Source organism: Mesorhizobium sp. M1328 (genome assembly GCF_040318075.1).
GTDB lineage: Bacteria > Pseudomonadota > Alphaproteobacteria > Rhizobiales > Rhizobiaceae > Mesorhizobium.
The window spans coordinates 130,678-154,850 of record NZ_JAMYLO010000001.1; the positions used below are offsets into that span (position 1 = coordinate 130,678).

At 64.1% G+C, this 24,173-nt stretch carries 20 protein-coding genes; 7 read left to right on the plus strand and 13 right to left on the minus strand.

Annotated features, from left to right (window positions below; all coding sequences use genetic code 11):
- The first annotated feature begins 37 nt into the window (after nt 1-37).
- A complete protein-coding gene (locus NKH23_RS00630; protein WP_352717218.1) occupies nt 38-796 on the plus strand; it encodes a M48 family metallopeptidase in 759 nt (252 codons plus the stop codon).
- A gap of 8 nt (nt 797-804) precedes the next feature.
- On the opposite strand, the gene NKH23_RS00635 is transcribed toward NKH23_RS00630, so the two are convergent.
- Nucleotides 805-1,023, minus strand: coding sequence for a hypothetical protein (locus NKH23_RS00635; protein WP_352717216.1), 219 nt, complete (start codon nt 1,021-1,023; stop codon nt 805-807).
- Nucleotides 1,024-1,188: 165 nt separating this feature from the next.
- Between NKH23_RS00635 and NKH23_RS00640 the strand changes: the two genes are divergently transcribed.
- The 6 genes from NKH23_RS00640 (at nt 1,189) to NKH23_RS00665 (ending at nt 6,851) form a co-directional block, all read left to right on the plus strand.
- Complete coding sequence (locus tag NKH23_RS00640) at nt 1,189-1,848, plus strand: phosphoribosylanthranilate isomerase (protein ID WP_352717373.1); 660 nt, start codon at nt 1,189-1,191, stop codon at nt 1,846-1,848.
- Between the two features lie 33 nt (nt 1,849-1,881).
- Entirely contained in the window at nt 1,882-3,132 is a 1,251-nt protein-coding gene (gene trpB, locus NKH23_RS00645) for a tryptophan synthase subunit beta (protein WP_352911674.1), read from the plus strand.
- 2 nt (nt 3,133-3,134) lie between these two features.
- Nucleotides 3,135-3,974: a tryptophan synthase subunit alpha gene (trpA, locus tag NKH23_RS00650; RefSeq protein WP_352911676.1), complete on the plus strand. Its 840-nt coding sequence runs from the start codon at nt 3,135-3,137 to the stop codon at nt 3,972-3,974.
- Between the two features lie 93 nt (nt 3,975-4,067).
- Complete coding sequence (accD, locus tag NKH23_RS00655; protein WP_352717214.1) at nt 4,068-4,994, plus strand: acetyl-CoA carboxylase, carboxyltransferase subunit beta; 927 nt, start codon at nt 4,068-4,070, stop codon at nt 4,992-4,994.
- Nucleotides 4,995-5,056: 62 nt separating this feature from the next.
- On the plus strand, nt 5,057-6,382 hold the full coding sequence (locus tag NKH23_RS00660) for a bifunctional folylpolyglutamate synthase/dihydrofolate synthase (protein ID WP_352717212.1): 1,326 nt from the start codon (nt 5,057-5,059) through the stop codon (nt 6,380-6,382).
- 49 nt (nt 6,383-6,431) lie between these two features.
- Entirely contained in the window at nt 6,432-6,851 is a 420-nt protein-coding gene (locus NKH23_RS00665; RefSeq protein WP_352717210.1) for a VOC family protein, read from the plus strand.
- Between the two features lie 47 nt (nt 6,852-6,898).
- Here NKH23_RS00665 and NKH23_RS00670 read toward each other — a convergent pair whose 3' ends face one another.
- The 12 genes from NKH23_RS00670 to NKH23_RS00725 all read right to left on the minus strand — a co-directional run bounded on the left by NKH23_RS00670 (nt 6,899) and on the right by NKH23_RS00725 (nt 24,097).
- Nucleotides 6,899-7,180, minus strand: coding sequence for a cupin domain-containing protein (locus NKH23_RS00670; protein ID WP_352717209.1), 282 nt, complete (start codon nt 7,178-7,180; stop codon nt 6,899-6,901).
- A gap of 128 nt (nt 7,181-7,308) precedes the next feature.
- Complete coding sequence (gene trxA, locus NKH23_RS00675) at nt 7,309-7,632, minus strand: thioredoxin (protein ID WP_023677558.1); 324 nt, start codon at nt 7,630-7,632, stop codon at nt 7,309-7,311.
- Nucleotides 7,633-7,705: 73 nt separating this feature from the next.
- Nucleotides 7,706-11,218: a double-strand break repair helicase AddA gene (gene addA, locus NKH23_RS00680; RefSeq protein ID WP_352911681.1), complete on the minus strand. Its 3,513-nt coding sequence runs from the start codon at nt 11,216-11,218 to the stop codon at nt 7,706-7,708.
- Entirely contained in the window at nt 11,215-14,352 is a 3,138-nt protein-coding gene (gene addB, locus NKH23_RS00685; RefSeq protein WP_353034140.1) for a double-strand break repair protein AddB, read from the minus strand. The genes addA and addB overlap by 4 nt, the downstream gene beginning before the upstream one ends.
- The gene (locus NKH23_RS00690) at nt 14,349-15,092 is read right to left on the minus strand and encodes a nucleotidyltransferase family protein (protein ID WP_353024822.1); all 744 of its coding nucleotides are present in this window, start codon (nt 15,090-15,092) and stop codon (nt 14,349-14,351) included. Before NKH23_RS00690 ends, addB begins: the two co-directional genes overlap by 4 nt.
- A 56-nt stretch (nt 15,093-15,148) precedes the next feature.
- A complete protein-coding gene (gene tsaE / locus NKH23_RS00695) occupies nt 15,149-16,660 on the minus strand; it encodes a tRNA (adenosine(37)-N6)-threonylcarbamoyltransferase complex ATPase subunit type 1 TsaE (protein ID WP_352911688.1) in 1,512 nt (503 codons plus the stop codon).
- 8 nt (nt 16,661-16,668) lie between these two features.
- Entirely contained in the window at nt 16,669-19,230 is a 2,562-nt protein-coding gene (locus tag NKH23_RS00700; protein ID WP_352911690.1) for a sensor histidine kinase, read from the minus strand.
- A 188-nt stretch (nt 19,231-19,418) separates the two neighbouring features.
- A complete protein-coding gene (ahcY, locus tag NKH23_RS00705; RefSeq protein WP_352911693.1) occupies nt 19,419-20,819 on the minus strand; it encodes an adenosylhomocysteinase in 1,401 nt (466 codons plus the stop codon).
- Between the two features lie 156 nt (nt 20,820-20,975).
- A complete protein-coding gene (locus NKH23_RS00710; RefSeq protein ID WP_023677551.1) occupies nt 20,976-21,272 on the minus strand; it encodes an HPr family phosphocarrier protein in 297 nt (98 codons plus the stop codon).
- Complete coding sequence (locus NKH23_RS00715; RefSeq protein WP_254815942.1) at nt 21,269-21,670, minus strand: PTS sugar transporter subunit IIA; 402 nt, start codon at nt 21,668-21,670, stop codon at nt 21,269-21,271. The genes NKH23_RS00710 and NKH23_RS00715 overlap by 4 nt, the downstream gene beginning before the upstream one ends.
- Nucleotides 21,671-21,834: 164 nt before the next feature.
- On the minus strand, nt 21,835-22,281 hold the full coding sequence (locus NKH23_RS00720) for an HPr kinase/phosphorylase (RefSeq protein WP_352464662.1): 447 nt from the start codon (nt 22,279-22,281) through the stop codon (nt 21,835-21,837).
- A gap of 31 nt (nt 22,282-22,312) precedes the next feature.
- Nucleotides 22,313-24,097 (minus strand): sensor histidine kinase, encoded by a 1,785-nt coding sequence (locus NKH23_RS00725; RefSeq protein ID WP_352464664.1) that lies wholly within the window; start codon nt 24,095-24,097, stop codon nt 22,313-22,315.
- Nucleotides 24,098-24,173 lie beyond the last annotated feature (76 nt).

The window sequence follows — 24,173 nt, forward strand, 5'->3', positions numbered from 1 at the left end:
TTCTAGTCGTTTCCCTCGAATCACGTATCGTCCCGGAATGTCCTTCGGCTTCTTCCGCACCCCGACGAAACCCAAGCCCACGCCCGTCGTGGAGCGCGAGCATTGCGTTGCCGGCCGCACTCTGCCGCTCAAGATCGTCGAGAACGACCGGGCGCGGCGCCTGACGCTGCGCATCGATTCCGGCGGCCGCGGCCTGCGCATCACCGTGCCGCCGGGGCTGCGCCGCGGCGAGGTCGAAAAATTCCTCGACCGCCATCAGGACTGGCTGGAGCAAAGGCTGGCCAAAGTGCCCAATCGGCCGCAGGTGCGGCCCGGCATCAAGATACCGATGCGCGGCGTGCCGCATCGCATCGTCCATGAACCGTCGAAACGCGGCACCGTCACGCTGTCGCACGACGAGCGCGGGCCGCTGATGATCGTGCATGGCGAACGCGTGCATCTGCCGCGCCGCATCGCCGATTTCCTGAAGCGCGAGGCCAAGCGCGAGATCGAGGCGCTGGTGACCAAGCACTGTGCTGCGGTTGGCAAGCGCGCCAAGGCGATCCGCTTCAAGGATACGTCGAGCCGCTGGGGATCGTGCACGTCGGACGGCAATCTGTCGTTTTCCTGGCGCATCATGATGGCGCCGCGGCCGGTGATAAACTACCTCGTCGCGCATGAGGTGGCGCATCTCAAGGAGATGAACCACGGCCCGAAATTCTGGAAATTATGCGAGCAGCTTTGCCCGGACACTGACCGCTGCAAGGACTGGCTCAAGCGCAATGGCGGCGCGCTGCAGGCGATCGCGTTCGAGTAGTTGTCCGATCAATCGTCATTCGCCGCGTTCAACTCCTCCGGCCGCAACCCCTCATCGACATGGCGCGGCCAAGGCAGAAAATCCTGCTCGAAGGTCTCGTTGCTGAAATAGGCCAGCGCCCGGTGCGCCTCGGCGCCGTTGAAAGCCGCCTTGTCCATCAAATGAGCGATGACCTCATGGGCCTGTGCCAGCTTTTGCCTGAGTTCCGCGACGGTCTTTTCCGGCATGTCTTTGTTCTCCCGCCTTTGTGCCTGAGCAAGTAGCGCGTCGCGCTCTTATATTAGCAAGGTAGCGCGTTCCGCTCTTACATTAGCAAGGTAGCGCGTTCCGGGCTGGCGGCAAACAGGATGCTTTTTCTCGACTCTTTTGCCGTTTCGTGCCAATCCCGCGCCATGGCGCTCGACATCAAGATATGCGGGTTGAAGACCGACAAGGCACTGGCTGCGGCATTGGCCGGCGGCGCCAGCCATGTCGGCTTCATTTTCTTTGCCAAAAGCCCGCGCTATGTCGGGCCGGCGGAAGCCGGCCGCCTGCGCGAAGCGGCGCGCGGCAAGGCTAAGGCTGTTGCGGTGACGGTCGACGCCAGCGATATGTTCCTGGACGAGATCGTCGAAAAGATGCAGCCCGACATGCTGCAGCTTCACGGCGCCGAAACCCCCGGGCGGGTGGCCGAAGTGAAGGCGCGCTACGGCTTGCCGGTGATGAAGGCGCTGCCGGTCAGCGAGACTGCCGATCTCGAGCGGGTTAAACCCTTCATCGGCATTGCCGACCGTTTCCTGTTCGACGCCAAGCCGCCTAAGGGTTCGGAATTGCCGGGCGGCAACGGCCTTGCCTTCGACTGGCGCGTTCTGGCCGGCCTTGACGCCGGCGTTGATTACATGCTTTCCGGTGGGCTCAACGCCGGCAATATCGGCGACGCCCTTCGGCTGGCGAACCCGCCCGGAATAGATGTTTCCTCGGGCGTGGAGAGCGCACCGGGCGTCAAGGAACCGGCGCTGATCGAACAATTTTTCCGGGCCGTCGGGGCAGCACGCGACAACCGCGCCGCCTGACCACGCTTCAAACCACAGACCAGGAGATCGGCGATGGATAAGCCGGCGATACCGAATTCCTTCCGCACCGGCCCCGACGAGCAGGGCATGTTCGGCATTTTTGGCGGTCGTTTCGTTGCCGAAACGCTGATGCCCCTGATCCTCGAGCTGGAGCGGCACTGGAACGAGGTCAAGAACGACCCGGATTTCAAGGCCGAACTGACCGATCTCTCGACGCACTATGCCGGGCGGCCATCGAAGCTCTATTTCGCCGAAGGCCTTACCCGGCATCTTCGCGGGGTTTCCGCGGCTAAGGGCCTCGGGGGTGGCGCAAAAGTCTATTTCAAGCGCGAGGACCTGAACCACACCGGCTCGCACAAGATCAACAACTGCCTCGGCCAGATCCTGCTCGCCAAGCGCATGGGCAAGACGAGGATCATCGCCGAGACCGGTGCCGGCCAGCATGGCGTCGCTTCCGCTACAGTGGCGGCGCGCTTCGGGCTTCCCTGTATCGTCTATATGGGCGCGACCGACGTCGCCCGGCAAAGCCCCAACGTGTTTCGCATGAAGCTTCTGGGCGCCGAGGTGCGGCCGGTGACCGCCGGCCACGGCACGCTGAAGGACGCCATGAACGAGGCCCTGCGCGACTGGGTAACCAATGTCGAGGACACCTATTACCTGATCGGCACCGCCGCCGGCCCACATCCCTATCCGGAGCTGGTGCGCGACTTCCAGTCGGTGATCGGCACCGAGGCGCGCGCCCAGATCCTCGAGCAGGAAGGCCGGCTGCCGGACACGATCATCGCTTGTGTCGGCGGCGGTTCCAACGCCATCGGCCTGTTTCATCCCTTCCTCGACGATAGTGAGGTGCGCATCATCGGCGTCGAAGCCGGCGGTCGCGGCCTCGACGGCATCGAGCATTGCGCCTCGATGAGTGCCGGCGCGCCCGGCGTGCTGCATGGCAACCGTACCTACCTCCTGCAGAACGCCGACGGCCAGATCATGGACGGCCACTCGATCTCGGCGGGCCTTGACTATCCGGGCGTCGGGCCGGAGCATTCGTGGCTGCGCGATTCCGGCCGCGTCGACTATGTGCCGATCCTCGACGACGAGGCGCTGGAGGCGTTTCAGCTGACGACGCGCGTCGAGGGCATCATTCCGGCGCTGGAATCGGCCCATGCCATCGCGCAGGCGGTGAAGATCGTGCCTGATATGGACAAGGAACAGATCGTCATCGTCAACATGTCCGGCCGCGGCGACAAGGACGTGCACACAGTGGCCAATATGCTGGGCATGGAGATCTGATCATGGCCACCCGTATCGACCGCCGCATGGCAAAGCTGAAGGCCGAAGGTCGACCGGCACTCGTCACCTATTTCATGGGCGGCGACCCTGACTACGACACGTCCCTGTCGATCATGAAGGCGCTGCCCGGCGCCGGCAGCGACATCATCGAGCTCGGCATGCCGTTTTCCGATCCAATGGCCGACGGCCCGGCGATCCAGGCGGCCGGCCTGCGGGCGCTGAAGGGCGGCCAGACACTGGTCAAAACGCTGAAGATGGCCTCGGAATTCCGCGCCGGCGACAATGAAACGCCGATCGTGTTGATGGGCTATTACAATCCGATCTACATCTACGGCGTCGACCGCTTCCTGAAGGACGCGATTGCTAGCGGCATAGACGGGCTGATCGTTGTCGACCTGCCGCCGGAGATGGACGAGGAGCTTTGCATCCCGGCACTCAAGGCCGGCATCAATTTCATCCGGCTGGCGACGCCGACCACCGACGACAAGCGCCTGCCCAAGGTGCTGCAGAACACCTCCGGCTTCGTCTATTATGTGTCGATGACCGGTATCACCGGTTCGGCGCTGGCCGACACCGGCAAGGTGGCGGCGGCGGTCAAGCGCATCAAGAGCCATACCCACCTGCCGGTCTGCGTCGGCTTCGGCGTCAAGACCGCCGAGCAGGCGCGCACCATCGGCGCGTCAGCCGACGGCGTCGTCGTCGGAACCGCGATTGTCAATGCCGTCGCCAACGTGCTCGGGCCGAAGGGCGAAAAGACCGCCGATCCGGCCGAGGCCGTCGCCACGCTGGTCAGCGGGCTTTCGCAAGGAGTTCGCGCGGCTCGCCTTGCTGCCGCCGAATAATCTTGATCTTCTGGTTGGCCATGATCTTGCCGATAACCGGTTTCCACTTTTCGGGATCATGGTCTAACTCTTCGTAAGGACAGGAGCGAAGCGATGAACTGGATCACCAATTACGTCCGCCCGAAGATCAATTCGATGCTCGGCCGCCGCACCGACATGCCGGAAAACCTGTGGATCAAGGATCCCGAGACCGGCGAAATGGTGTTCCACAAGGATCTGGAGCAGAACCAGTTCGTCATCCCGTCCTCCGGCCACCATATGAAGATATCGGCCAAGGAACGGCTGAAATTCTTCCTCGACGACGGCAAATACGAGACGCTGGAAAACCCCAAGGTCGTTCAGGATCCGCTCAAGTTCCGCGATGAGAAGCGCTACCTAGACCGGCTGAAGGATGCCAAGGCCAAGACCGGCATGGAAGACGCCATCATCAATGCGCTGGGCACCGTCGAAGGTCTGCCGGTGGTGGTGACGGTGCAGGATTTTGCCTTCATGGGCGGCTCACTCGGCATGGCGGCCGGCGACGCCATCGTGCATGGCTTCGAGGTCGCCTTGCAGCGCAAGCGGCCGCTGATTCTGTTTGCGGCCTCCGGCGGCGCCCGTATGCAGGAAGGCATCCTGTCGCTGATGCAGTTGCCGCGGACCACGGTCGGCGTCGACAGGCTGAAGGAGGCCGGCCTGCCCTACATCGTCGTCCTGACCAACCCGACGACCGGCGGCGTCACCGCTTCCTACGCCATGCTGGGTGACGTGCATATTGCCGAGCCCGGCGCGCTGATCGGCTTTGCCGGCCCGCGCGTCATCGAGCAGACCATCCGCGAAAAGCTGCCCGACGGCTTCCAGCGCGCCGAATATCTGATGGAACACGGCATGGTCGACATGGTGGTGTCACGGCTGGAAATGCGTCAGACGATTGCGCGACTGTTGAGAATGCTGCTCAAGCTGCCGGAAGAGCAAAAACCGCAGGAGCCGGAAATCCTGCCGCCGTCGGTGATTCCGGCCGAAGCCCGGCCGCACGCCTGACGCGACATCACGCGGCGCGAGCGGCTGTTGTGTGCCGTTGCGCACGCGCCTAGGATTCTTCCATGACCACGCTTGCCGCCGACCGCGAAATCGAAAGCCTGATGGCGCTTCACCCGAAGGGCTTCGACCTTTCGCTCGACCGCATTTCGCGGCTGCTCGAGCGGCTCGGCAATCCGCAGGACCAGCTGCCGCCGGTCATCCACATCGCCGGCACCAACGGCAAGGGTTCCTGTGCTGCTTTTTCACGGGCGCTGCTCGAAGCCGCCGGCTACCGCGTCCACGTCCACACCTCGCCACATCTGGTGAACTGGCACGAGCGCTACCGGCTGGCCGCCGATGGCGGCGGCAAGCTGGTGGACGACAAGGTCTTCGCCGAAGCCATCGCCCGCGTCGCCAAAGCCAATCAAGGCCAGAAGATCACCGTCTTCGAAATCCTCACCGCCGTCACCTTCCTGCTGTTTTCCGAACATCCGGCCGATGCCGTCATCCTCGAGGTCGGCCTTGGCGGCCGCTTCGACGCCACCAATGTCATCGCCGAGCCGGCCGTGTCGGTGATCATGCCGGTCTCGCTCGACCACGAAGCCTATCTCGGCGACCGCGTCGAGCTGATCGCCGTCGAAAAGGCCGGCATCATCAAGCGCGGATGCCCGGTCGTCATCGGCGCGCAGGAAAGCGAGACGGCGCAGCAGGTGCTCATCGAAACCGCCGAGCGGCTCGACTGCCCCGCCTTCCTCTATGGCCAGGACTTCCTGGCCTATGAGGAAAACGGCCGCATGGTCTATCAGGACGAAGACGGATTGATGGACCTGCCGCCGCCGCGCCTGCCGGGACGCCACCAATTCGCCAATGCGGCGGCGGCGATCGCGGCGGTCAAGGCGGCGGGTTTCGAGATCAGCCACCGCGCCGCCGAGAAGGCGATGGCCAATGTTGCCTGGCCGGGCCGGATGCAGAAGCTGCCTCAGGGCCGGCTGAGCGAACTGGCGCCAAAGGGCGCCGACATCTGGCTCGACGGCGGCCACAATCCCGGCGCCGGCGTGGTCGTCGCCGAGGCGCTGGCCGAGCAGGAGGAAAAGAACCCGCGGCCCCTGTTCCTGATCTCGGGCATGATCAACACCAAGGACCAGAGCGGCTATTTCCGCGCCTTCAAAGGGCTGGTCCGGCATGTCTACACCGTGCCGGTGAGCCTGAGCGACGCCGGCGTGCCGAACGACGAACTGGCGACCCGCGCCATCGAGGCCGGCCTGTCGGCCGAACCGGTCAGTTCCGTCGCCAATGCGCTGATGCTGCTGCGCGACACATGGGACGGACCGCCGCCACGCATCCTGATCGGCGGATCGCTCTACCTGGCCGGCGCGGTATTGGCCGAAAACGGCACGCCGCCGGTTTGAGGCGTGCTTCACCCGGGAACACTTACGAGACCACCGCGAGGAGGCAATCATGATCAAGGTAAAGCAGCTCGCTCACGTTTGCATTTTCGCGAATGACCTGGAGATGACGCGAAGCTTCTATCGAGACGTCCTCGGCATGGATACGCAGTTCAATTTTCTGCGCGACGGGAAGATTTTCGGCTTCTACCTCAATTGCGGCAGCCGTAGCCATGTCGAGGTGTTCCAGAAAGACGGCGCCAGCTATAGCGACTTGAACCAGATCAACCACTTCTGCCTCGAAGTGGAAAACATCGACGCCGCGATCGCCCATCTGAGGTCAAAGGGGGTTGATATCACTTCCAAGAAACGCGCGTGCGATGACACCTACCAGGCTTGGATCCGCGACCCCAACGGCGTGAAGATAGAACTGTTCGAATACACTGAGAAAAGCGCACAATTCGTCGGTGGCGATCGTATCGCGGATTGGTGATCGCGCCTCGCGGACAATTGTAGCGGCGCAGCCTATGGTCGGTGGACTTACTTCAGCTCGACCTCGATGAAGGCGAATTCGCCATCGTTTGTGCTGATGACGTCATGTTCGACGCCCTCGTTGCGGAAATACGGCGAGCCCTTCTTCATCTCGGCGAAGGATTCGCCATCCTTGGTCAGGAGCTTCACCTTGCCGTCGGTCAGCGGCACGATCACATAGTCGTGGCCATGGCGGTGCCAGCCGGTGTTGTCGCCGGGAGCGAAGCGGTATTCGGTGACGATGACGCGCTCATTATCGATGAAGACGGTGGCCTTGGCGGATCCGGTCATATCGCTTCTCCTGCTTTAAGCCAGACAAGAGCATGAGACGGCAAGTGGCGAGTGCCAGATCTGCGGATCGGTGACGCCACAAGAAAGCCCGGCGCGAGGCCGGGCCTTTCTGCAAAATATTGATCGGATCAGGCGAGGCTGCCGTTGATCCAGTGCGACAATGCCGTTTTCGGCGCAGCACCGACCTTCATGTCGGCGACTTCGCCGCCCTTGAAGATCATCAGCGTCGGGATCGAGCGCACGCCGAACTGCGCGGCCAGCTCAGGATTCTCGTCGATGTTGAGCTTGGCGATCTTTATCTTGCTGCCGAGTTCGATGGCAATGTCCTCAAGCGCCGGGGCGATCATCTTGCACGGGCCGCACCATTCCGCCCAGAAATCGACCACGACCGGCTCCTTGGCGTTGAGCACGTCGGCCTGGAAATTGCTCTTGTCGACCTTGACGGTAGCCATGCTGAGATCCTTTCGATTTGTTCGTCGCACCAAATGTGGTGGTGATCGCGTCCGTGTTCAAGCAAGTCTTGTGTCACGCTCCCGTGAGTCTAGCAAGCGCGTCGTCCATGGCCGCCGCCGGCAGCTCGATCAGCCGCGGCGCCTCGGTAAACAGCAGCGCCGCCGAGACCTCGCGTCCCGGATAGAGCGGCTGAAGCAGCGCGCGATAGAGTGCGAGCTGCAAAACATAGGCTTGCGGCACTTCGGCGAGCGTAGCCGGCGCTGGCCGATTGGTCTTGTAGTCGACGATCGAAACCTTGTCCGGCGTTACTGCCAGCCGGTCGATCTTGCCGGAAATCGAGCGCAGTTTGCCCCTCACTCCCAGGCTGCCCATGATGGCGACTTCAGCGCGCGAGTTTGGCGCAAACAGCGGCGCGAAGCGGCTGTCGGCAAGAATTCTGAAAACGCCAGCCAAGGCCTTGTCGCGCTCGTCGTCGGGCCATCCCGCGCCGGCTCTTGCCAGATAGCGTTCAGCGGCATCCTGGCGTTTTCCCTCGGCGATGCCGGGTAGCATCTGCAGCAATTTGTGCAGCGCCAGCCCGCGCATGACGGCAAAGCCGGGCTCGGCGTCGGCATCCAGTACCGGCGAACGCGTGTCGGCCACCGCTTGCCGCGCCTCGTCGATCAGCACCGAGGCGCCGGACGGCGAGAGCGGCCGCGGCAATTCCTCGAAGGGCGGCAGAGGCTGGAACAGGGTTTCCGGCAATGGCGCAAAGCGTTCCGCCTGTCGTGCCTCACCCACTGCCGCCGACGGCATGGGCGGCAGCTTCGTCACCTGGAAACGATGCACGGTCTCGCCAGCGGCGGGATGCCGGCGTTCTTCGCTCTCCGCGGCACCGACCAGTGCGCGGCTGACGATCGAATGCCAGGTGCCGGTATTCGGCGCCCGCTTGCCATGGTAGCCGCAGACGATCAGCCGATCCTCGGCGCGGGTCATGCCGACATAGAGCAGCCGGCGGTATTCGTCGTCGGCGAGCTCGCGGGCGCGGGCCGATGCCGCGCGTGAAAACCCATTGGCGACATCGCTGGCGGAACGCCAGAGATAGCCCTTGCCCTCCCAGCAGTCGCCCGAGCCTTCGAACGGCATCAATCTCGGCAGATGCTGGTCGCTGAACGGCGCGGAACCGCCATCGACGAGGAACACCACCGGCGCTTCCAGGCCTTTGGCGGCATGCACGGTCATGACGCGAACCTCGTCGCGGGTCTGGTCCATTTCGCGCTTGATCTCGGGGCCGGCGTTTTCCAATGTCGACAGGAAGGATTCCAGTCCCGGCAGGCCGGTCCGCTCCTCGGCCAGGCAGAAATTCAGGAATTCGTCGAGGATATCGCCGGCCTCCGGCCCGAGCCGCGCGATCATCTTCTTGCGCAGGCCGTCGCGGGCGAGTGCTGCGGCATAGAATTCGAACACCTGATTGAACGCGGCTTCGTTCGACCATGTGTCGAGCCGGCTGACGACGGCGGCCAACGCCTCGCTTTCGCCGGCATGCCGGCGCAGCGAGGCGATCAGCGAGACGCCCGACGGCCTCTCGGCAGCAAGCGCGAAAAGCTGCTCTTCCGAGACATCGAAGATCGGGCTGCGCAGCACGGCAGCGAGCGACAGATCGTCCTCGGGCTGGATGAGAAAATGGCCAAGTGCGATCAGGTCTTTCACCGCGATGTGGCCGGGCAGGCTGAGCCGATCGGCGCCGGCCACCGGAATGTCGCGGCGCTTCAGCGCCCGCGTTAGCGCATGGACGAAGCGATCGCGCTTGCGCACCAGCACCAGCACGTCGCCGGGGCGGAGTTTCTTGCCGCGGCCTTCGATGACCTCGCCGCTGCCAATCCAGCCGGCAATGGTTGCGGCGACGTTTTCAGCGACGCGGACTGCCGGCGCGTGGGCATGGTCGACCGCTTGCGTCCAATCGTCTGGTTCGTCGACGACGTCGGCGCCGATCGACGGCCAGACCTCGACATAACCCGGCGCATCGGTACGGATCGCCTTGTGGTCGAGCGGATCGGGATCATGGCTGATGCCGCGCCGCACGTTCGGGTCGGCAAAGACACGATCCACCGCCGCAAGCACGTCGTCGGTCGAGCGAAACGACCAGGTCAGCTTGAGATCGGCGAAGGCCGCATCGGCCGATCTAACTTTGCCGGCAAACAAAAGCCGGCTGTCGGCAAAGGAATCCGGGGCGGCTCCCTGGAAGGAATAGATCGACTGCTTTTCGTCGCCGACCGCAAAGATGGTGCGGTGGACGGCGTCGCGTGCGCCGAGCCCGGCAAAGAACTCCTCCGCCAGCCGCTTGACCACCTCCCACTGGTCGGGACTGGTGTCCTGCGCCTCGTCGAGGAGGATGTGGTCGATGCCCTGGTCGAGCTTGTATTGCACCCATGGGCCGGCGTCGGGCCGCGCCAGTAAATTGACCGTGCGGGTGATCAGGTCGTTGAAGTCGAGGAAGCCGCGGGCGCGCTTCAATTGCTCGTAGCGGGCGATCAGCCAGTCGGCGATGGTCAGTGCGGCACGCGTGCCTTCCAGCATTCTGAACAAGGCCAGCCGGTCGGAGATTTCGAGAATGGCGTCGACCGCCGCCAGATAACGTTCGGCAAGATCGGGCAGCCGGTCAAGCAATGCCCTTTTAAACGTCTTTGCCGGATCGTAAGGCTCGCCGTCGGCCCTCAGGAAAGCCTTGGAGAGCAGATTCAGGCGGCGGACCGGATGCTCCTCGGCGAAGGCAAGACGGGCGTATGGCAGCAGATTGTTCAGCACGATGCGCGCATCGGCGGCCTCAGCCGACCGTGAAAAAGTGACGAGATAATCCGGCAGGAAGCCGGGCAGCGGCCAGACGGAGGCGGCTATGCCTTCGGCGGTCTGGCCGGCGCGAAACTGAAACTCATCGAACAGCGCCTGAAAACTATCGCCGCCGGCCGCGGCGATGAAGGCGCGCAAACCATCGCGCTTGCGCACGATCTCGGCCAGCAGTGCGTCAAGCCCATGTTCGCCACCGCGCTCCAGCACGGTGGCGAAGGCCTCGGCCAATGCCGCATCGCCTGCAACGCCGCCCGAAATCATGTCGCGGCGGGCGGCGGCAAACAGCGAAGCCTCCATTTGCGGATCGAGCATTTCGAAATGCGCCGGGATATTGGCTTCCAGCGGGAACTGATGCAGCACCGATTCGCAGAAGGCGTGGATGGTCTGGATCTTCAGCCCGCCCGGGGTTTCCAGCGCCTCGGCAAACAACCGCCGCGCCCGGCGCATGGTTTCGCGGTCGGGCTGGCGCCCGTCCAGCGCCTCTATCCGTGTCGAGAGCTCGGCATCGCCCAGGGCCGTCCATTGCGACAGGGTCGAAAACACCCGGTTGGACATGTTGGCGGCGGCGGCACGCGTATAGGTCAGGCACAGGATCTTGGACGGATGGGTGCCGCGCAGCAGAAGCCGGATGACGCGCTGGGCGAGTACATGGGTCTTGCCCGATCCGGCATTGGCCGACACCCAGGCGGAATTATGCGGATCGGAGGCGCTTGCCTGGCTGGCGGCGGTGTCGCTTGGAATGGGGTAGGCCTTTTTCATACCTCCCCTCCCTCGTCGTCGGCATCGCCGCCGGCCGACCACTCGAGCACGCGGGCGAGATGATCATAGTCGCCGTCGGTCTCGCCCTCGCGGAACGGCAGCGCCCGCGACAGATAGCCGGTCGCCGGGTCGGCGTAGTGGATCAGCAGTTTTTCCAGCCGCGCCCACGCCTCTTCGGCGAGATCGGCGGCGGTTCGCGGCTTGCGGTTGTATTCGAGGATCGATTCTTCGAACACCTCGCCATTCGGCTTCAGCCGCACGAAGGCCAGTTGCGACGGCTCGCGTGCGCCAAGCTCCTTGAAGGCGCCGCGACGCAGCAGCGCGCCCTCCAGCGCCAGTTGCGGCGCGAGCAGCGTGTGCGCCTGTGCTTTGGATGGCGACGAGCCGGTCTTGTAATCGAGAATGTCGGCCATTCCGCCAGCCAGCAGATCGATGCGATCGGCATAGCCGGACAGGGTCACGCCGGATCGGCCGACACCGGTCTTTTCGGCGCGTTCCTCGGCGTGCCGCCGTGCCACGGCTGCGGCCCGGCCGCGCTCCCATTCGATGATGCCGGCGGCAAGCTTTTCGAAGCGTGGCCACCACACCGCCTCGACATCGGCCGGCAGAGCCGCCTCGGCAAAGCAGGAGCGGCCGGCGGCGATGAGCCCGTCCAGCGCCTCCGGCGCGCGCGGATCGGCCACCGTCCGCGAGAACAAGTGCAGAATAGCGTGAAACAGCGTGCCGCGCTCGGCGGCGCCCGGATCGCGAATGACCGGATCGAGCGGCATCAGGCCGAGTATCCTTCTGGCATAGACCGCATAGGGATCGCGACGTAGCGTTTCGATCTCGGTGACCGAGAGGTGGTGCGGCCGTGCGGCGAGCGGCGGTTTCGGCTGCGGCCGCGGCGCAAAGTCCTGCTTTTCGCCGGCATCGAGCGCACGCGCCCAGGCAAGCAGTTCGTCGCCGCGCCGGCGAAGTGCCGCGGCATGATCCTCGCCGACGAAGGTAAGGATGCGCTGCAGCCAGCGCGAAGGTACCGACGGTGCGTCGCCGGAGCGGGCGGAGCGAGCCAGCACCACTTTTTTGGCGCCCATGGCCATCTGGAAATCATGGGCGGCAAGGCCGATGCGCCGCTCCGGCGGTTCAAGATCGATGCCGGTCTTCATCAGCCGCGACATGAAGCGGTCACTCTCCGGCTTGCGCGGCCACACGCCTTCGTTGAGCCCGCCGACGACCAGCGTATCGACGTCCTGAAGCCGCGCTTCCAGCACACCCCAGATGGCGATGTTCCTGTCGGTGCCCTGCGCCGGCTTGACCGTCTCGGGCGCGATCAGCGCCTCCATCACGTCAGGCCATTCGTCAGCGGCGAAGGAGAACGACACCGAGGCCGCGACCAGACCGCGCAAGAGCTCGGCAAGCTTTTCGCCGGCATCGCCGGCATAGAGTTCGCTCAGGCTGCCGTCGGCGGCGCGTCCGAGGCTTTCGAGCACGCCGACACTGGCGCGCACAAGCGTGGCAAGATCGGCATTCTCCTCGCCGCGAAAGGCAACCAGCGGCGCCAGCGCAGCCGTTAGCCGGATCAGCAGGTCGCGGGCCTGCTCAATGCGCCTGACCGAGAGGCGCGATCGCCAGAAAGGCGGGCGGCGATTGCCACCGCCGTCGAATTCGAGGAGCCGGGCATCGAAGAGTTGCGGCAGCGACGCCACGTCCGGACGACCGGTGCCGCCGCGCAGCGCCACGAGTTCGACTATCTCGGCCGCATGGCGCACGCTTGCCCGCTCCAGGCCGAGGCCAAGCAGGGGATGCTTGAGCAGCGACAGTAGGGCGACCGGGTCGCCCGGGCGGAAGGCTGCCTGAAGCGCCAGCCTGAGCAGGCTGGCGGCTGGCGTGTTGATGAGCAGCGTGCCGCCGGAATCGTCGGCGGCAACGCCGAAGCGCAACAGCTCGACTGAGACGCGCCGCGCCAGTGCGCGGTCGCCGGTGACGAGTGCTGCGCGCTGGCCGGGCCGCTCGACGGCCTGTTTGAGCGCGACGGCGATCGCTACGGCTTCGTCGCGTTCGCTGGCGGCTTCGAGAAGCGTCACATCGGCGAAGGCCTCGGCAATATCGCCGGCCGTAAAGCGGGCGCGCGTCTCGGCCCACAGCTCGGTGGTCTCCGCCGGGCGCAGCGCTTCGCCGACGAGTCCGGCGCGCAGTGCAAGCGGCCGCGGCGCAACAGCGAGTTCCCCGACATCGGCGCGCGGCACGCCGATCTTGCCGATCAACTTTGCCAGGCCGTATTGCGGGTGGCCAAGCAGGGCCGGGCGCGCGCCAAGTGCACTGATGGCGGCAAAGGACGGCTCGTCCAGCGCCCGGTCGAGCCCGGGCAGCACAACGGCGCCATTGGGCAGACCGGCGATCACGGCAAGCAGCTCGGCCGTGGCGGGAATGGAGCCGGTGGAACCGGCGGCGATCACCGGTCCGGCCGGCGGATTACGCTTCAGCCGCGCCGCCTCCAGCCTTATCAGGGCATTACGATGCGCGGCCGGATTGGAGCGATGGCGTTCCTCGAGCAGCTTCGGCCAGTTCTCGGTCACGATGGTCAGGAAATCGAGCGTCACCTGCCACCAGCCTGCAAGATTGCCGGTCACAAGGTCGGCGAGCCTTGCCCAATCCGTGCCTTCGGTCTCGATCTCATCCATCAGGCGTGCAAGGTCGCGCGCCAGCCAGATGGCGTCGGCGGCGGAGGCCGGGATGACGATCTCCTCGTCGAACAATGCCGCGACATGCGCCGGCAGGCGGCGTTTCCACGCCCGCACCAGTGGCGCAAGCAGCAACAGGCGCTCTACCGCGGCGATCGGCGGCGCAAGGTCGATGGCGGCCGAAGCTCCCGCCTCGAAGGCGGCTTCATCTTCATCGAACTCACCAAGCGGGCGGATGACCGGCAGGATCGCCGAGCGGCTTCCGGAGCGCGAGAGAGCATCGACGAAGACGCCGCGAAGCGCCCGCGCCGCACGGCGCGTCGGCACATAGATGGTGAGATCGGCCAGCACCAGCGGATCGCCATCATAGGCAAAGCCGGGAACCAGGCGCCCTGCAAGCAGCGCCTCGGCCAGCGTCGGCAGGAACGGCGCTCCGGGCGGGATCGAGAAAACGCGGCGGGAGCCGCTCATTTCGACTCGGTAAGAGCGCCGGGTGCCTCAGCAACAGCATCGGGCGTGCCGGCAAGCGCAGCGGCGACCGCTGCTTCCGCCCGCGGGATCGCGTCCGGTGTGCCGACAGTGATCCAGTGACCCTGCATCTTCATGCCGAACAGGCGGCCGGCGGCGATTGCCGCATCGAAATAGGCGTTGAGCGACAGCGGGCCGCCCGGCGCATCCTTGAAGATGCGCGGATGGACGATTGCTGCGCCGGCATAGATCAGGCCGGCCGGATCGTTGTTCGCACGCCGCAAGGCGCCATCCGGCGCCATCAGGAAATCGGTGCCGCCGCTATGCCCGGTTGCCGACTGGAGATCCGCAAGCATCAGCAGAATGTCCATTGTCGCGCCCTCCCATGCAAGGGCAAGTCGCCTGAGATTGGAAACGCCGCTGTCGATCCAGAAGGTGTCCGCGTTAAGCACATAGAAGGGCGCCCCTAACCTGGGCAATGCCTTGACGATACCGCCGGCAGAGTCGAGCAGGCCGGTGCTCTCATCCGAGATGACGATTCTCGGCGCACTGCGGCGGGCTACATGGTCCACGATCTGTTGCGGCAGGTAATGGACGTTAACGACGGCCTTGGCGACGCCGGCTTCGGCTAGGCAGTCCAGCCCCCAGTCGAGCAATGTCTTGCCGGCGATCTTGACCAGCGGCTTCGGCATTGTCTCGGTGATCGGCCGCATGCGCTTGCCGAGCCCGGCGGCGAGCACCATGGCGGTCGTCGGCATCGGCTGCTCATCCGACGCCTTCAGGCCCAAATCCTTAGCCGTCAAATCGAGCGTTCCTCCAGCAAGCCGTGGGCGATGTAGAAATCCTGCAGCCCGGCCAGCGCCGGATGCGCCAGCGCCCGGCGAAGATAATCGCGGATGCGCGGCAGATGCTTCAGATAATAAGGCTTGCCGTCACGTTTTTCGAGCCGCACGAAAATGCCGAGGATCTTGGAATTGCGCTGTGCGGCCATGATTGCATAGGTTTCGCGGAATTCGTTCTCGTCGAAGGCGCCGGCGGCGCGGCGCGCGGCGATGTAGGCGGCGAGCGTGTGCTTTTCGATTTCGGGTGAAATGGTGACGCGCGCGTCCATGGCGAGCGACGCGACGTCGTAGGCGGACGGTCCGATCAGCGCGTCCTGGACATCGACGACGCCGAGGCGATCGTGACCGGAACGGTCAGCGCGCCAGATCAGGTTGGGCGAATGGAAGTCGCGCAACATAAGCGTGTATTCGCGCCCTTCGAGCCGATCGAGCACCGCATTCCATTCGCTGCGGTAACCGGCGCGCAGCGCCTCGCTTGGCGGAGCGCCTGATATCGCCGGGACATACCAGTCGACCAGCAATTCGGCCTCGATCATCATGGCGTCGCGGTCGAAAGGCGGCACCTCGTGGAAGACGCCGGGGCCGGCCGGCATGCGGGCCGGCCATGTTTTGCCGTGCATCATGGCAAGCAGTTCGGCCGCCGCCGCATAACGCTCGGCCACCGCCTGGCCGCGCTTGTCCAGAAACCCTTGGGAACCGAGATGTTCCAGCAGGAGAAAACCCTGGTCGAGGTCCTGGTCATGGATTTCCGGGACGCTGACGCCGCCGGCCCGCAAGGCCCGGTCGATGGCCACGAAAGCCGAAACGGATTGCGCGGTGTGGGCGATTTCGGCATAGGGTTTGCCGTCGCGGACTGGCGGCCCGAGCACCAGCCTTGGCGAGTTCATCAGCACGCGCGGCGGAAAGCCGGCGAGCGTGACGATCTCGTAGGAGCGAGCCGAGGCATCACCGATGAAATATCGTCGCTGCGCTTCGCCCCAGCCGGCCTGCCCGAGAAAATCGCGCATTGCCAGCGATCGCGCCGCGCGCTCGAAGGCGGCACCCTCTCCCGATAGTCTCACCAGTCGGCCGTCGCCCTGCTGGAGAAGTTCGACCAGCACCGACGTATCCGGCAAATATGCCTCTGCCCGCTCCGGCCATTCGACCAGCGCAGCGCCTTGCGTCAGGGCCTCGTCAAAACCCAGCTCGTCCAGCTCGGATGCGGTGCCCAAGCGGTAGAGATCGAAATGATGGACCGGCACGCGTGTGTCGTAGCTCTGGACCAGCGTGAAGGTCGGGCTCGGCACGTCGAGGCTCGCATCGTCGGCCAGTGCCCTGATCAGCGCCCGTGCCAAGGTCGATTTGCCGGCGCCGAGATCGCCCTTGAGAGCGAGCACGTCGCCAATGCGCAGCGACATGGCGAGATCCTCGCCGAGCCTTGCCGTCGCAGCCTCGTCGGCGAGAAAACGGTCCAGCACCAATACCGCCATCGAACGCGCTACTCGGCCGCGGCGCGGATGCCGGACGGCGTGTCGGGAAAGGCGCAAACAACCGTGGTGCCCTTATCCCTGCCGGTCTCGATGCGGACGCTGCCGCCATGCAGTTCGACAAAGCTCTTGACGATCGACAGGCCGAGCCCGGCGCCACGGCGGCGGCCGCCATTGGTGCGCGGCTCGAAGCGCCGGAACACGGAGTCAAGCAGGTCCGGCGGCATGCCGGGACCGTCATCGTGAACGGAAAATTCCACGCCGTTGGCAAGCTGGCGGCAGGCGAGCGTTATGGTGCTCGCCTCCGGCGCGTAATTGGCCGCATTGCTAAGCAGATTGTAGAGTATCTGACGGACGCGGATCTCGTCGCCATGGAAGGTTTTCGGCGCGGCAGCCGCGTCGATCCTAAGCTTGATCGCATGTTCCTCCAGCCGGTCGGCGACCAGTTCGGCGGCGGCCGTAATGGTTCGATCGATGTGAACTTCGGAAATGTCGAGTTCCATGATGCCGGCATCCACCGTCGCCAGATCGAGGATGTCGTTGACGATGGTGAGAAGGACCGAGGAGGACGAGCCGACATGCCCGATATATTCGCGTTGCTTCTGGTTCAACGGACCAGTCGACGGCAGTGAAAGAAGCTCGGTAAAGCCGATGATGTTGGTGAGCGGCGAGCGCAGCTCATAGGAGACGTGCTGCACGAATTCGTTCTTGATCTGGTCGGACTTTTGCAGCGCCTCATTCTTGTCCTTCAGTGCCCGCTCGACATTGACGCTGTCGGTAACGTCGACAAAGGTCATCATCACCTGGCCGTTGGGCAAAGGGATGACGGCGTAGCGCAAAACGGTGCCGTTGTTCAATTCGGTCTGGCCGTGGCGGTCGCGGCGCTCGTCGTCGAAGCCGGTGATGGCGGCAACGAACCCGCCCCAAGGACTGTCGACGGCACGGCGGTCGCAAAGGTCGCGGATCGTCGAGACATGGACGTTGGGTTTTGAGGCATCGGCATCCAGCCCCCACAGTGCCGCGAAGGCCGGGTTGGACAATCTCAGCCTGCCGTCGGGACCGAACACAGCGACGCCTTCGGCAAGGTTGTCGAGCGTCTCGCCCTGAACCCGGACGGCGGTCTGGTAGCGGCTTTCAAGGTCCATCTTCTCGGTCAGGTTCTCGAACACCCAGGTGACGCCGCCCTTGGGCTGCGGATTGGCGATGACGCGAATGGTCTTGCCGTCCGGCAGATGCCACCAATGCTCCTGCGATTCAACCGCGCGGTAAGCGCCGAGCAAGCTCTCTTTCCAGCGCCGCCATTCGGGCTGCTCGGCAATCTTGCCTTCGCTGCGCAGGCGGTCGAGCAGCAAGGCGTTGTCCGGCGCGCTGTGCAGGAAGCCACTGTCGAGGCCCCATAGCTTCTGGAACGCCTGATTGAAAAACCGCAATTTCTCGTCGGTATCGAAAATCGCCACGGCGGTGTTGAGCTGATCGAGCGTATCGGCGTGGCTCTGCACGGTCCGCTCATACTCGCCGCGAATGGCCTCGATGGCACTGATGTCGCAGGCAAGACCAGCCGAACCATCCGCCCCGGCAAAGTCGGTCACGGCAAACATACGGCGGTCGCCTTCGATCACAGTGGAGAGCGCCTGTTCGAAGACGGGGTGCGACTTGTGCTGCGCAGCAATCGTGTCGCGCGCCTGGCCGCCGAGGAATTCCTTGCCGTCACGAACCGCCGCTTCGGCATTCTCCGCCTCGACCGCTTCGGCATAGGCCCGGTTGACCCATTTCAGCCGCCCGTCGACGGTGCGCAGCCATGATGGCATCTTGAGCGCATCCAGAAGGCCGATCAGCGTCTCATGGTCGGCGGCTAAGCGCTGGTTCTCGATCTTCAGCCTGGCCTGGCTTCGCTGTGTCTCCGACAGCGAGACGAAGCGAACCAATACATGCGCCGCACTCTTGCGGCCGTGAACCTCGAGCGGCTGGCCGGCCTGCGATTCGATGACCAGATCGAAGGGCTTTGCCTTGTCCCGCAGCGCTGCGACGGCATGTTCGAGTGCGGCCGCCGAACGCGGCATCAGCCAGCGTCCGAAAGCCAGGAAGGCCGCCCGGTCCTCCGGCGCGCCGCTCTCGATCGGCAATGTCCCGACAAGCTCTGGTTTCTTGTTCTCGGCGGCCCATACGACCACGCGCTGATCGCGGGAATGGAGCAGCGCCTCCGAGCGCTGCAGCGCGGCATTAACGTCAGCGATGCGGGTCCTGAGCTCGGCATTTTCCGCCGAGGTGCGCGCCCTTTCGCGGATCAGAAAGATGGCTGACAGCAATGCCGCCCCCATGACGCCGACGAACATGGCGAGTTGCATGACCTCGACCGTGCTGACCGACAGCCCGGCCTTTTGCGCCACGCGGGTTTGGGCATGTGCAGTAAAGCCAAGCAGCGGACCAACCAGCGCGGAAGAAGCAAGCAGCACCCCGACACGGCTGCCGGCACGCCATAAAAGGCTGCCGCCTCTGGCAGCGGAGCCCGTGATCGAATCGTTATGGCCGCCGGAAACGGCCTGTCCCGCGCAAGGCGGGTTATCCCCCGGCATGTCTTGGTCCTCTTCGCCGCCTGAATGCAAGACCGCCCTGATGCGTGCGCCCGGGCCTCGTCCCCGGACCGCGAATCAGCACCATAGCGCTTGCGCGAATCGGCGTGAAGAATCAATCAGCGCAAAAATAAAGCCGGGCGAAAAGTCAATCGCCCGGCTTCAATATCTAGTGGTAAGTTTCGCCGTGGTTAATAGCGGTAGTGTTCCGGCTTGAACGGTCCCTGCGGAGTGACGCCGATATAGGCGGCCTGTTCGCCGGACAGTTCGGTCAGGCGGGCACCGAGCTTGTCGAGATGCAGGCGCGCGACCTTTTCGTCGAGATGCTTCGGCAGGACATAGACCTGGTTTTCGTACTGACCGGGCTTGGTGTACAGCTCGATCTGGGCCAACACCTGGTTGGTGAAGGACGCCGACATGACGAAGCTCGGGTGGCCGGTGGCGTTGCCGAGGTTGAGCAGACGGCCTTCCGACAAAAGGATCATCCGCTTGCCGTCCGGGAAGGTGATCATATCCACCTGCGGCTTGATGTTGGTCCATTTCAGGTTGCGCAGCGACGCCACCTGGATCTCGTTGTCGAAGTGACCGATGTTGCCGACGATCACCATGTCCTTCATCAGGCGCATGTGGTCGAGGGTAACGACGTCCTTGTTGCCGGTGGTGGTGATGACGATGTCGGCCGTCGGCGCCGCGTCTTCGAGCGTGACCACCTCGAAACCATCCATCGCCGCCTGCAGCGCGCAGATCGGATCGACCTCGGTGACCTTGACGCGGGCGCCGGCGCCCTTGAGCGAAGCCGACGAGCCCTTGCCGACGTCGCCATAGCCGCAGACGACCGCGACCTTGCCGGCAATCATCGTGTCGGTGCCGCGGCGAATGCCGTCGACAAGCGATTCCTTGCAGCCATATTTGTTGTCGAATTTCGACTTGGTGACGGAATCATTGACGTTGATCGCCGGGAACGGCAGCAGGCCTTTTTTCTGCAACTGATAGAGCCGGTTGACGCCGGTCGTCGTCTCTTCGGTGACGCCGCGGATCGCTTCCTTCTGCTTGGTGAAGAAGCCGGGCGATGCCTGCATGCGCTTCTTGATCTGGGCAAACAGGATTTCTTCCTCTTCGCTGCCCGGATTGGACAGCACATCCTCGCCGGCCTCGGCGCGGGCGCCGATCAGGATGTACATGGTGGCATCGCCACCGTCGTCGAGGATCATGTTGGAGGTGCCGCCATCGGCCCACTGGAAGATCTTGTCGGTGTAGACCCAATAGTCCTCCAGCGTCTCGCCCTTGACGGCAAACACCGGAATTCCGGCCTCGGCAATGGCCGCGGCAGCGTGGTCCTGGGTCGAGAAGATGTTGCAGGAAGCCCAGCGGATATCGGCGCCGAGCGCCTTAAGCGTTTCGATCAGCACCGCCGTCTGGATGGTCATGTGCAGCGAGCCGGTGATACGCGCGCCCCTGAGCGGCTTCTTGTCGCCGAATTCCTCGCGGCAGGCCATCAGGCCCGGCATTTCGGTTTCGGCGATCTCGATCTCCTTGCGGCCCCAGCCGGCAAGCGCGATGTCTGCGACCACATAGTCCTTGCTACCCGTCATGGCAGTGCTCCGATGCGAATTGATTGCGGGACGCGCCCGCCCCGAAGGCGTGCCGGAGGGCGCGAGTTGCCGGCCTGACTAGCAGATCGAGAGTCGGACGACAATGGGATATAAAGAAATCTTTATCCGTGCATGTCTTAAGCGGCGACCAACACGTCAGCATTCCTCGCCAAAACGGGAAGCAACCAGTTGCTCCAGCGCATCGATGACCTCTTCGGCCTCCGGGCCGGTGGCGGTGACGCGGATCGAATAACCGGGGCTCGCCGCCAGCATCATCAGGCCCATGATCGAGGTGCCGCCGACCTTGACCCCGTCCTTCTCGACCTGGACCGTGGCGTTGAAGCCGCTGGCAATTTGAACGAACTTGGCAGAGGCGCGCGCGTGCAGGCCGCGCTGGTTGACGATCGGAAAGTCGCGAACGATCTTGTCCTTTTCCGGCAACAGCGCACTCATTTACTGCTCAGGAGCTGACTGGCGACGTTGATGTATTTGCGGCCGGCAGCCTGCGCCTCATCCAGCGCGGCCGTCATGTTGTCGCCTTTGCGCACGCTGGACAGCTTGATCAGCATCGGCAGGTTCATGCCGGCAATGACCTCGATACGGCCGGATTCCATCACTGAAATGGCGAGGTTGGAGGGCGTGCCGCCGAACATGTCGGTCAAAACGATGACGCCTGATCCCGTATCGACGCGGCCGACTGCGTCGATAATGTCGCGGCGGCGCTGTTCCATATCGTCGTCGGCACCGATCGCCACGGTCTCGAAATTGTCTTGTGGCCCAACGACATGTTCCACCGCATTGCGGAACTCGGCGGCCAGTTGACCGTGCGTTACAAGCACGAGTCCGATCATTCTTTGGTGGCTCCCGTCATGGCCGCTTCACAGGCGCATTTTATGCTCGCCGACCGTTCCAGGTGGCGGGAGCGCTATCTTGTCGACGCAAGGCCCGTTGACAAGCCCAAAATTGCGCCGGCCCAGGCCAATTTGACGCATTGCAGCAAAAAATCGAAATCGGATCACAGGAAAGGCGCAATCGACAGGCGCGACATCACTGCCGGCAAGGCCGCCGCGACATTGCGCCCGGCAAGATCGATGCGCGGCACTGGTACGCCGAAAACGAGTTCGCTCCAGTCTTCCTGGAAGCGGGCCATTTTGCCGGCTGGCACCAGCCGGATAATGAGGTCGATCACGCAGCTTGGCTCGAACTGTATCGGCTTGGGGCCGAATCCCGGCACCTCGACGAGGCCGGCTATGCTGGCTGGTGCGCGGCAGACCAGCCGCCCCTCGCAATCGGCGGCATAGAGCTGGTCATCGCCGATCAGCCGGGAAAACAGCCCGCGCTGGCTGCAATGATCGATCAAGGCGAGCGCCAGCGTCGTCTTGCCCAAGCCGGACGGTCCGGTGATGAGAATGCCGCGATCACCTATCAGGATCGCGGTGCCGTGAATATTTTCAGGCTGCACAATAGGACCAGGCGTGATTGGAATTCATCCGTCAGCCTTCGGCCGGCAGCGTTACCACGAAGCGCGCGCCCTTGATCTCGCCGGGCTTGGTGCCCGGGATGTTCTCGGCGCTCAGCGTGCCGCCATGGGCTTCGACGATCTGCCTGGATATCGACAGGCCAAGGCCCGAGTTCTGGCCGAACGCCTCGCCGGCCGGCCGATCGGTATAGAACCGCTCGAAAATGCGATCGATGTTATCGGCCCGGATGCCGGGCCCATTGTCGTCGACGGTGACGATGTTGAACTTGCCGGCGCGCGCCAGCGATATGGTGATGTGGCCACGTTCTTCGGGGACGAACGAGCGGGCATTCTCGATCAGGTTGGTGATCACCTGGCCGATCCTCAGATCATGGCCGACGACGAAGTAGCCTTTCACGCCCTGCGGCAGTTTGGCGACCTTGAATTCGATCTCGACCGCCTTCTTGTTGCGCGTGGCCTCGCGCGAGACGGCGACCAGATCGGTGATGAACTTCTTCAGGTCGACGGTTCCCGCGTCTTCCCGCGCCAGTTCGGCATCGAGACGGGAGGCATCGGAAATATCGGTGATCAAGCGGTCAAGCCGCCTCACATCGTGCTGGATGATATCCATCAGCCGGCTACGCGAATTGTCGTTCCTGGCCAGCGGCAATGTTTCCACCGCGCTGCGCAGCGAGGTGAGCGGGTTCTTCAACTCGTGCGAGACATCCGCGGCAAAACTTTCGATCGCCTCGATGCGGGCGTAGAGTGCATTGGTCATGTCGCGCACGGCGATCGACAGATTGCCGATCTCGTCCTGGCGGTCGGAGAAGTCGGGGATTTCCTCACGGTTCTTGACGCCGCGGCGAACCCTGACCGCCGCCGCCGAAAGCCGGCGCAGCGGGTTGGCGATGGTGGAGGCCAGCAGCATCGACAGGATGGCGGTAACCAGGGCGGCAATGCCGAACACGCGCAGGATCGCCTTGCGCTCGGCCGCGACGATCTTGTCGATGTCGCCGCCTTCGGTCGACAGCATCAGCACGCCGAGAACGGCACGGAAGCGCTGGATCGGCACCGCCACTGAAACGATCTGCTCGCCCTGCTCCGAGATCCGCACAATCGTTGACGGACTGCCGGTAAGCGCCTTGACCACTTCCGGAAACGCGGCACCGTTGCCACCCGGCTGCTCGCGATAGACCGGCAGCTGCTTGTTGCGGAAGAAATCAAAGACGAATTTCTGGATGCGCTCCAGAAGATCCGGCTGTTCCTCTTCGACCGGCGGCAGATCGTAACGAAGGATCTGGCCGCGCGAATAGAGATGGCGGGAATCGAGCAGCAGGTTGGCGTCGCGGTCGTAAATGCGGGCGCGTGTGCGCGTGGGCGAGATCAATCGCCTGAGCACCGGCGCCACGCGCTCCGGATTGATCGGGAAATCGAGGTTGTCGAGCTGGTCGGAGCCGGGGCCTAGGCTTTCGCCGGCCTGCAACTCGAGCAGCTTCTCCGGATCGATGCTGATCGAATCGGTCTCGACCGTCGCCGAGGCGGCGATCGCGCCGGCGATGATCTCGCCTTGAGTCATCAGGCTCTCGACACGGGCGTCGATCAGCCCGTCGCGAAAGGTGTTGAGATAGAGAATGCCGGTGACCAGGACCGCAAGGCCGGCAAGGTTGAGAAAGAGGATGCGCCGCGTCAGGCTGGAAAAGATGTGATGGCCGAGAAACCGGCGCATCGGCACCGTAATTTTCGACACGAAGGCGGGCAGAATCCGCGGCGGGCGCCTGGCGGCGCCCGACCGTCTCACTCGCTCAACTTGCACTGCCATCGAATAGCAGCCCCCGCTCAGTCTTTAGTTTGATGCATGCCGTTGCCCCAAAACCGGGACCACTTTTGGGCGACAT

Excerpts from the sequence above, each read along its gene's own strand:
- NKH23_RS00630 (WP_352717218.1), top strand. The coding sequence starts at position 38 with ATGTCCTTCGGCTTCTTCCGCACCCCGACGAAACCCAAGCCCACGCCC.
- NKH23_RS00635 (WP_352717216.1), bottom strand. The coding sequence starts at position 1,023 with ATGCCGGAAAAGACCGTCGCGGAACTCAGGCAAAAGCTGGCACAGGCC.
- NKH23_RS00640 (WP_352717373.1), top strand. The coding sequence starts at position 1,189 with ATGGCGCTCGACATCAAGATATGCGGGTTGAAGACCGACAAGGCACTG.
- trpB (WP_352911674.1), top strand. The coding sequence starts at position 1,882 with ATGGATAAGCCGGCGATACCGAATTCCTTCCGCACCGGCCCCGACGAG.
- trpA (WP_352911676.1), top strand. The coding sequence starts at position 3,135 with ATGGCCACCCGTATCGACCGCCGCATGGCAAAGCTGAAGGCCGAAGGT.
- accD (WP_352717214.1), top strand. The coding sequence starts at position 4,068 with ATGAACTGGATCACCAATTACGTCCGCCCGAAGATCAATTCGATGCTC.
- NKH23_RS00660 (WP_352717212.1), top strand. The coding sequence starts at position 5,057 with ATGACCACGCTTGCCGCCGACCGCGAAATCGAAAGCCTGATGGCGCTT.
- NKH23_RS00665 (WP_352717210.1), top strand. The coding sequence starts at position 6,432 with ATGATCAAGGTAAAGCAGCTCGCTCACGTTTGCATTTTCGCGAATGAC.
- NKH23_RS00670 (WP_352717209.1), bottom strand. The coding sequence starts at position 7,180 with ATGACCGGATCCGCCAAGGCCACCGTCTTCATCGATAATGAGCGCGTC.
- trxA (WP_023677558.1), bottom strand. The coding sequence starts at position 7,632 with ATGGCTACCGTCAAGGTCGACAAGAGCAATTTCCAGGCCGACGTGCTC.
- addA (WP_352911681.1), bottom strand. The coding sequence starts at position 11,218 with ATGAAAAAGGCCTACCCCATTCCAAGCGACACCGCCGCCAGCCAGGCA.
- addB (WP_353034140.1), bottom strand. The coding sequence starts at position 14,352 with ATGAGCGGCTCCCGCCGCGTTTTCTCGATCCCGCCCGGAGCGCCGTTC.
- NKH23_RS00690 (WP_353024822.1), bottom strand. The coding sequence starts at position 15,092 with ATGGTGCTCGCCGCCGGGCTCGGCAAGCGCATGCGGCCGATCACCGAG.
- tsaE (WP_352911688.1), bottom strand. The coding sequence starts at position 16,660 with ATGGCGGTATTGGTGCTGGACCGTTTTCTCGCCGACGAGGCTGCGACG.
- NKH23_RS00700 (WP_352911690.1), bottom strand. The coding sequence starts at position 19,230 with ATGCCGGGGGATAACCCGCCTTGCGCGGGACAGGCCGTTTCCGGCGGC.
- ahcY (WP_352911693.1), bottom strand. The coding sequence starts at position 20,819 with ATGACGGGTAGCAAGGACTATGTGGTCGCAGACATCGCGCTTGCCGGC.
- NKH23_RS00710 (WP_023677551.1), bottom strand. The coding sequence starts at position 21,272 with ATGAGTGCGCTGTTGCCGGAAAAGGACAAGATCGTTCGCGACTTTCCG.
- NKH23_RS00715 (WP_254815942.1), bottom strand. The coding sequence starts at position 21,670 with ATGATCGGACTCGTGCTTGTAACGCACGGTCAACTGGCCGCCGAGTTC.
- NKH23_RS00725 (WP_352464664.1), bottom strand. The coding sequence starts at position 24,097 with ATGGCAGTGCAAGTTGAGCGAGTGAGACGGTCGGGCGCCGCCAGGCGC.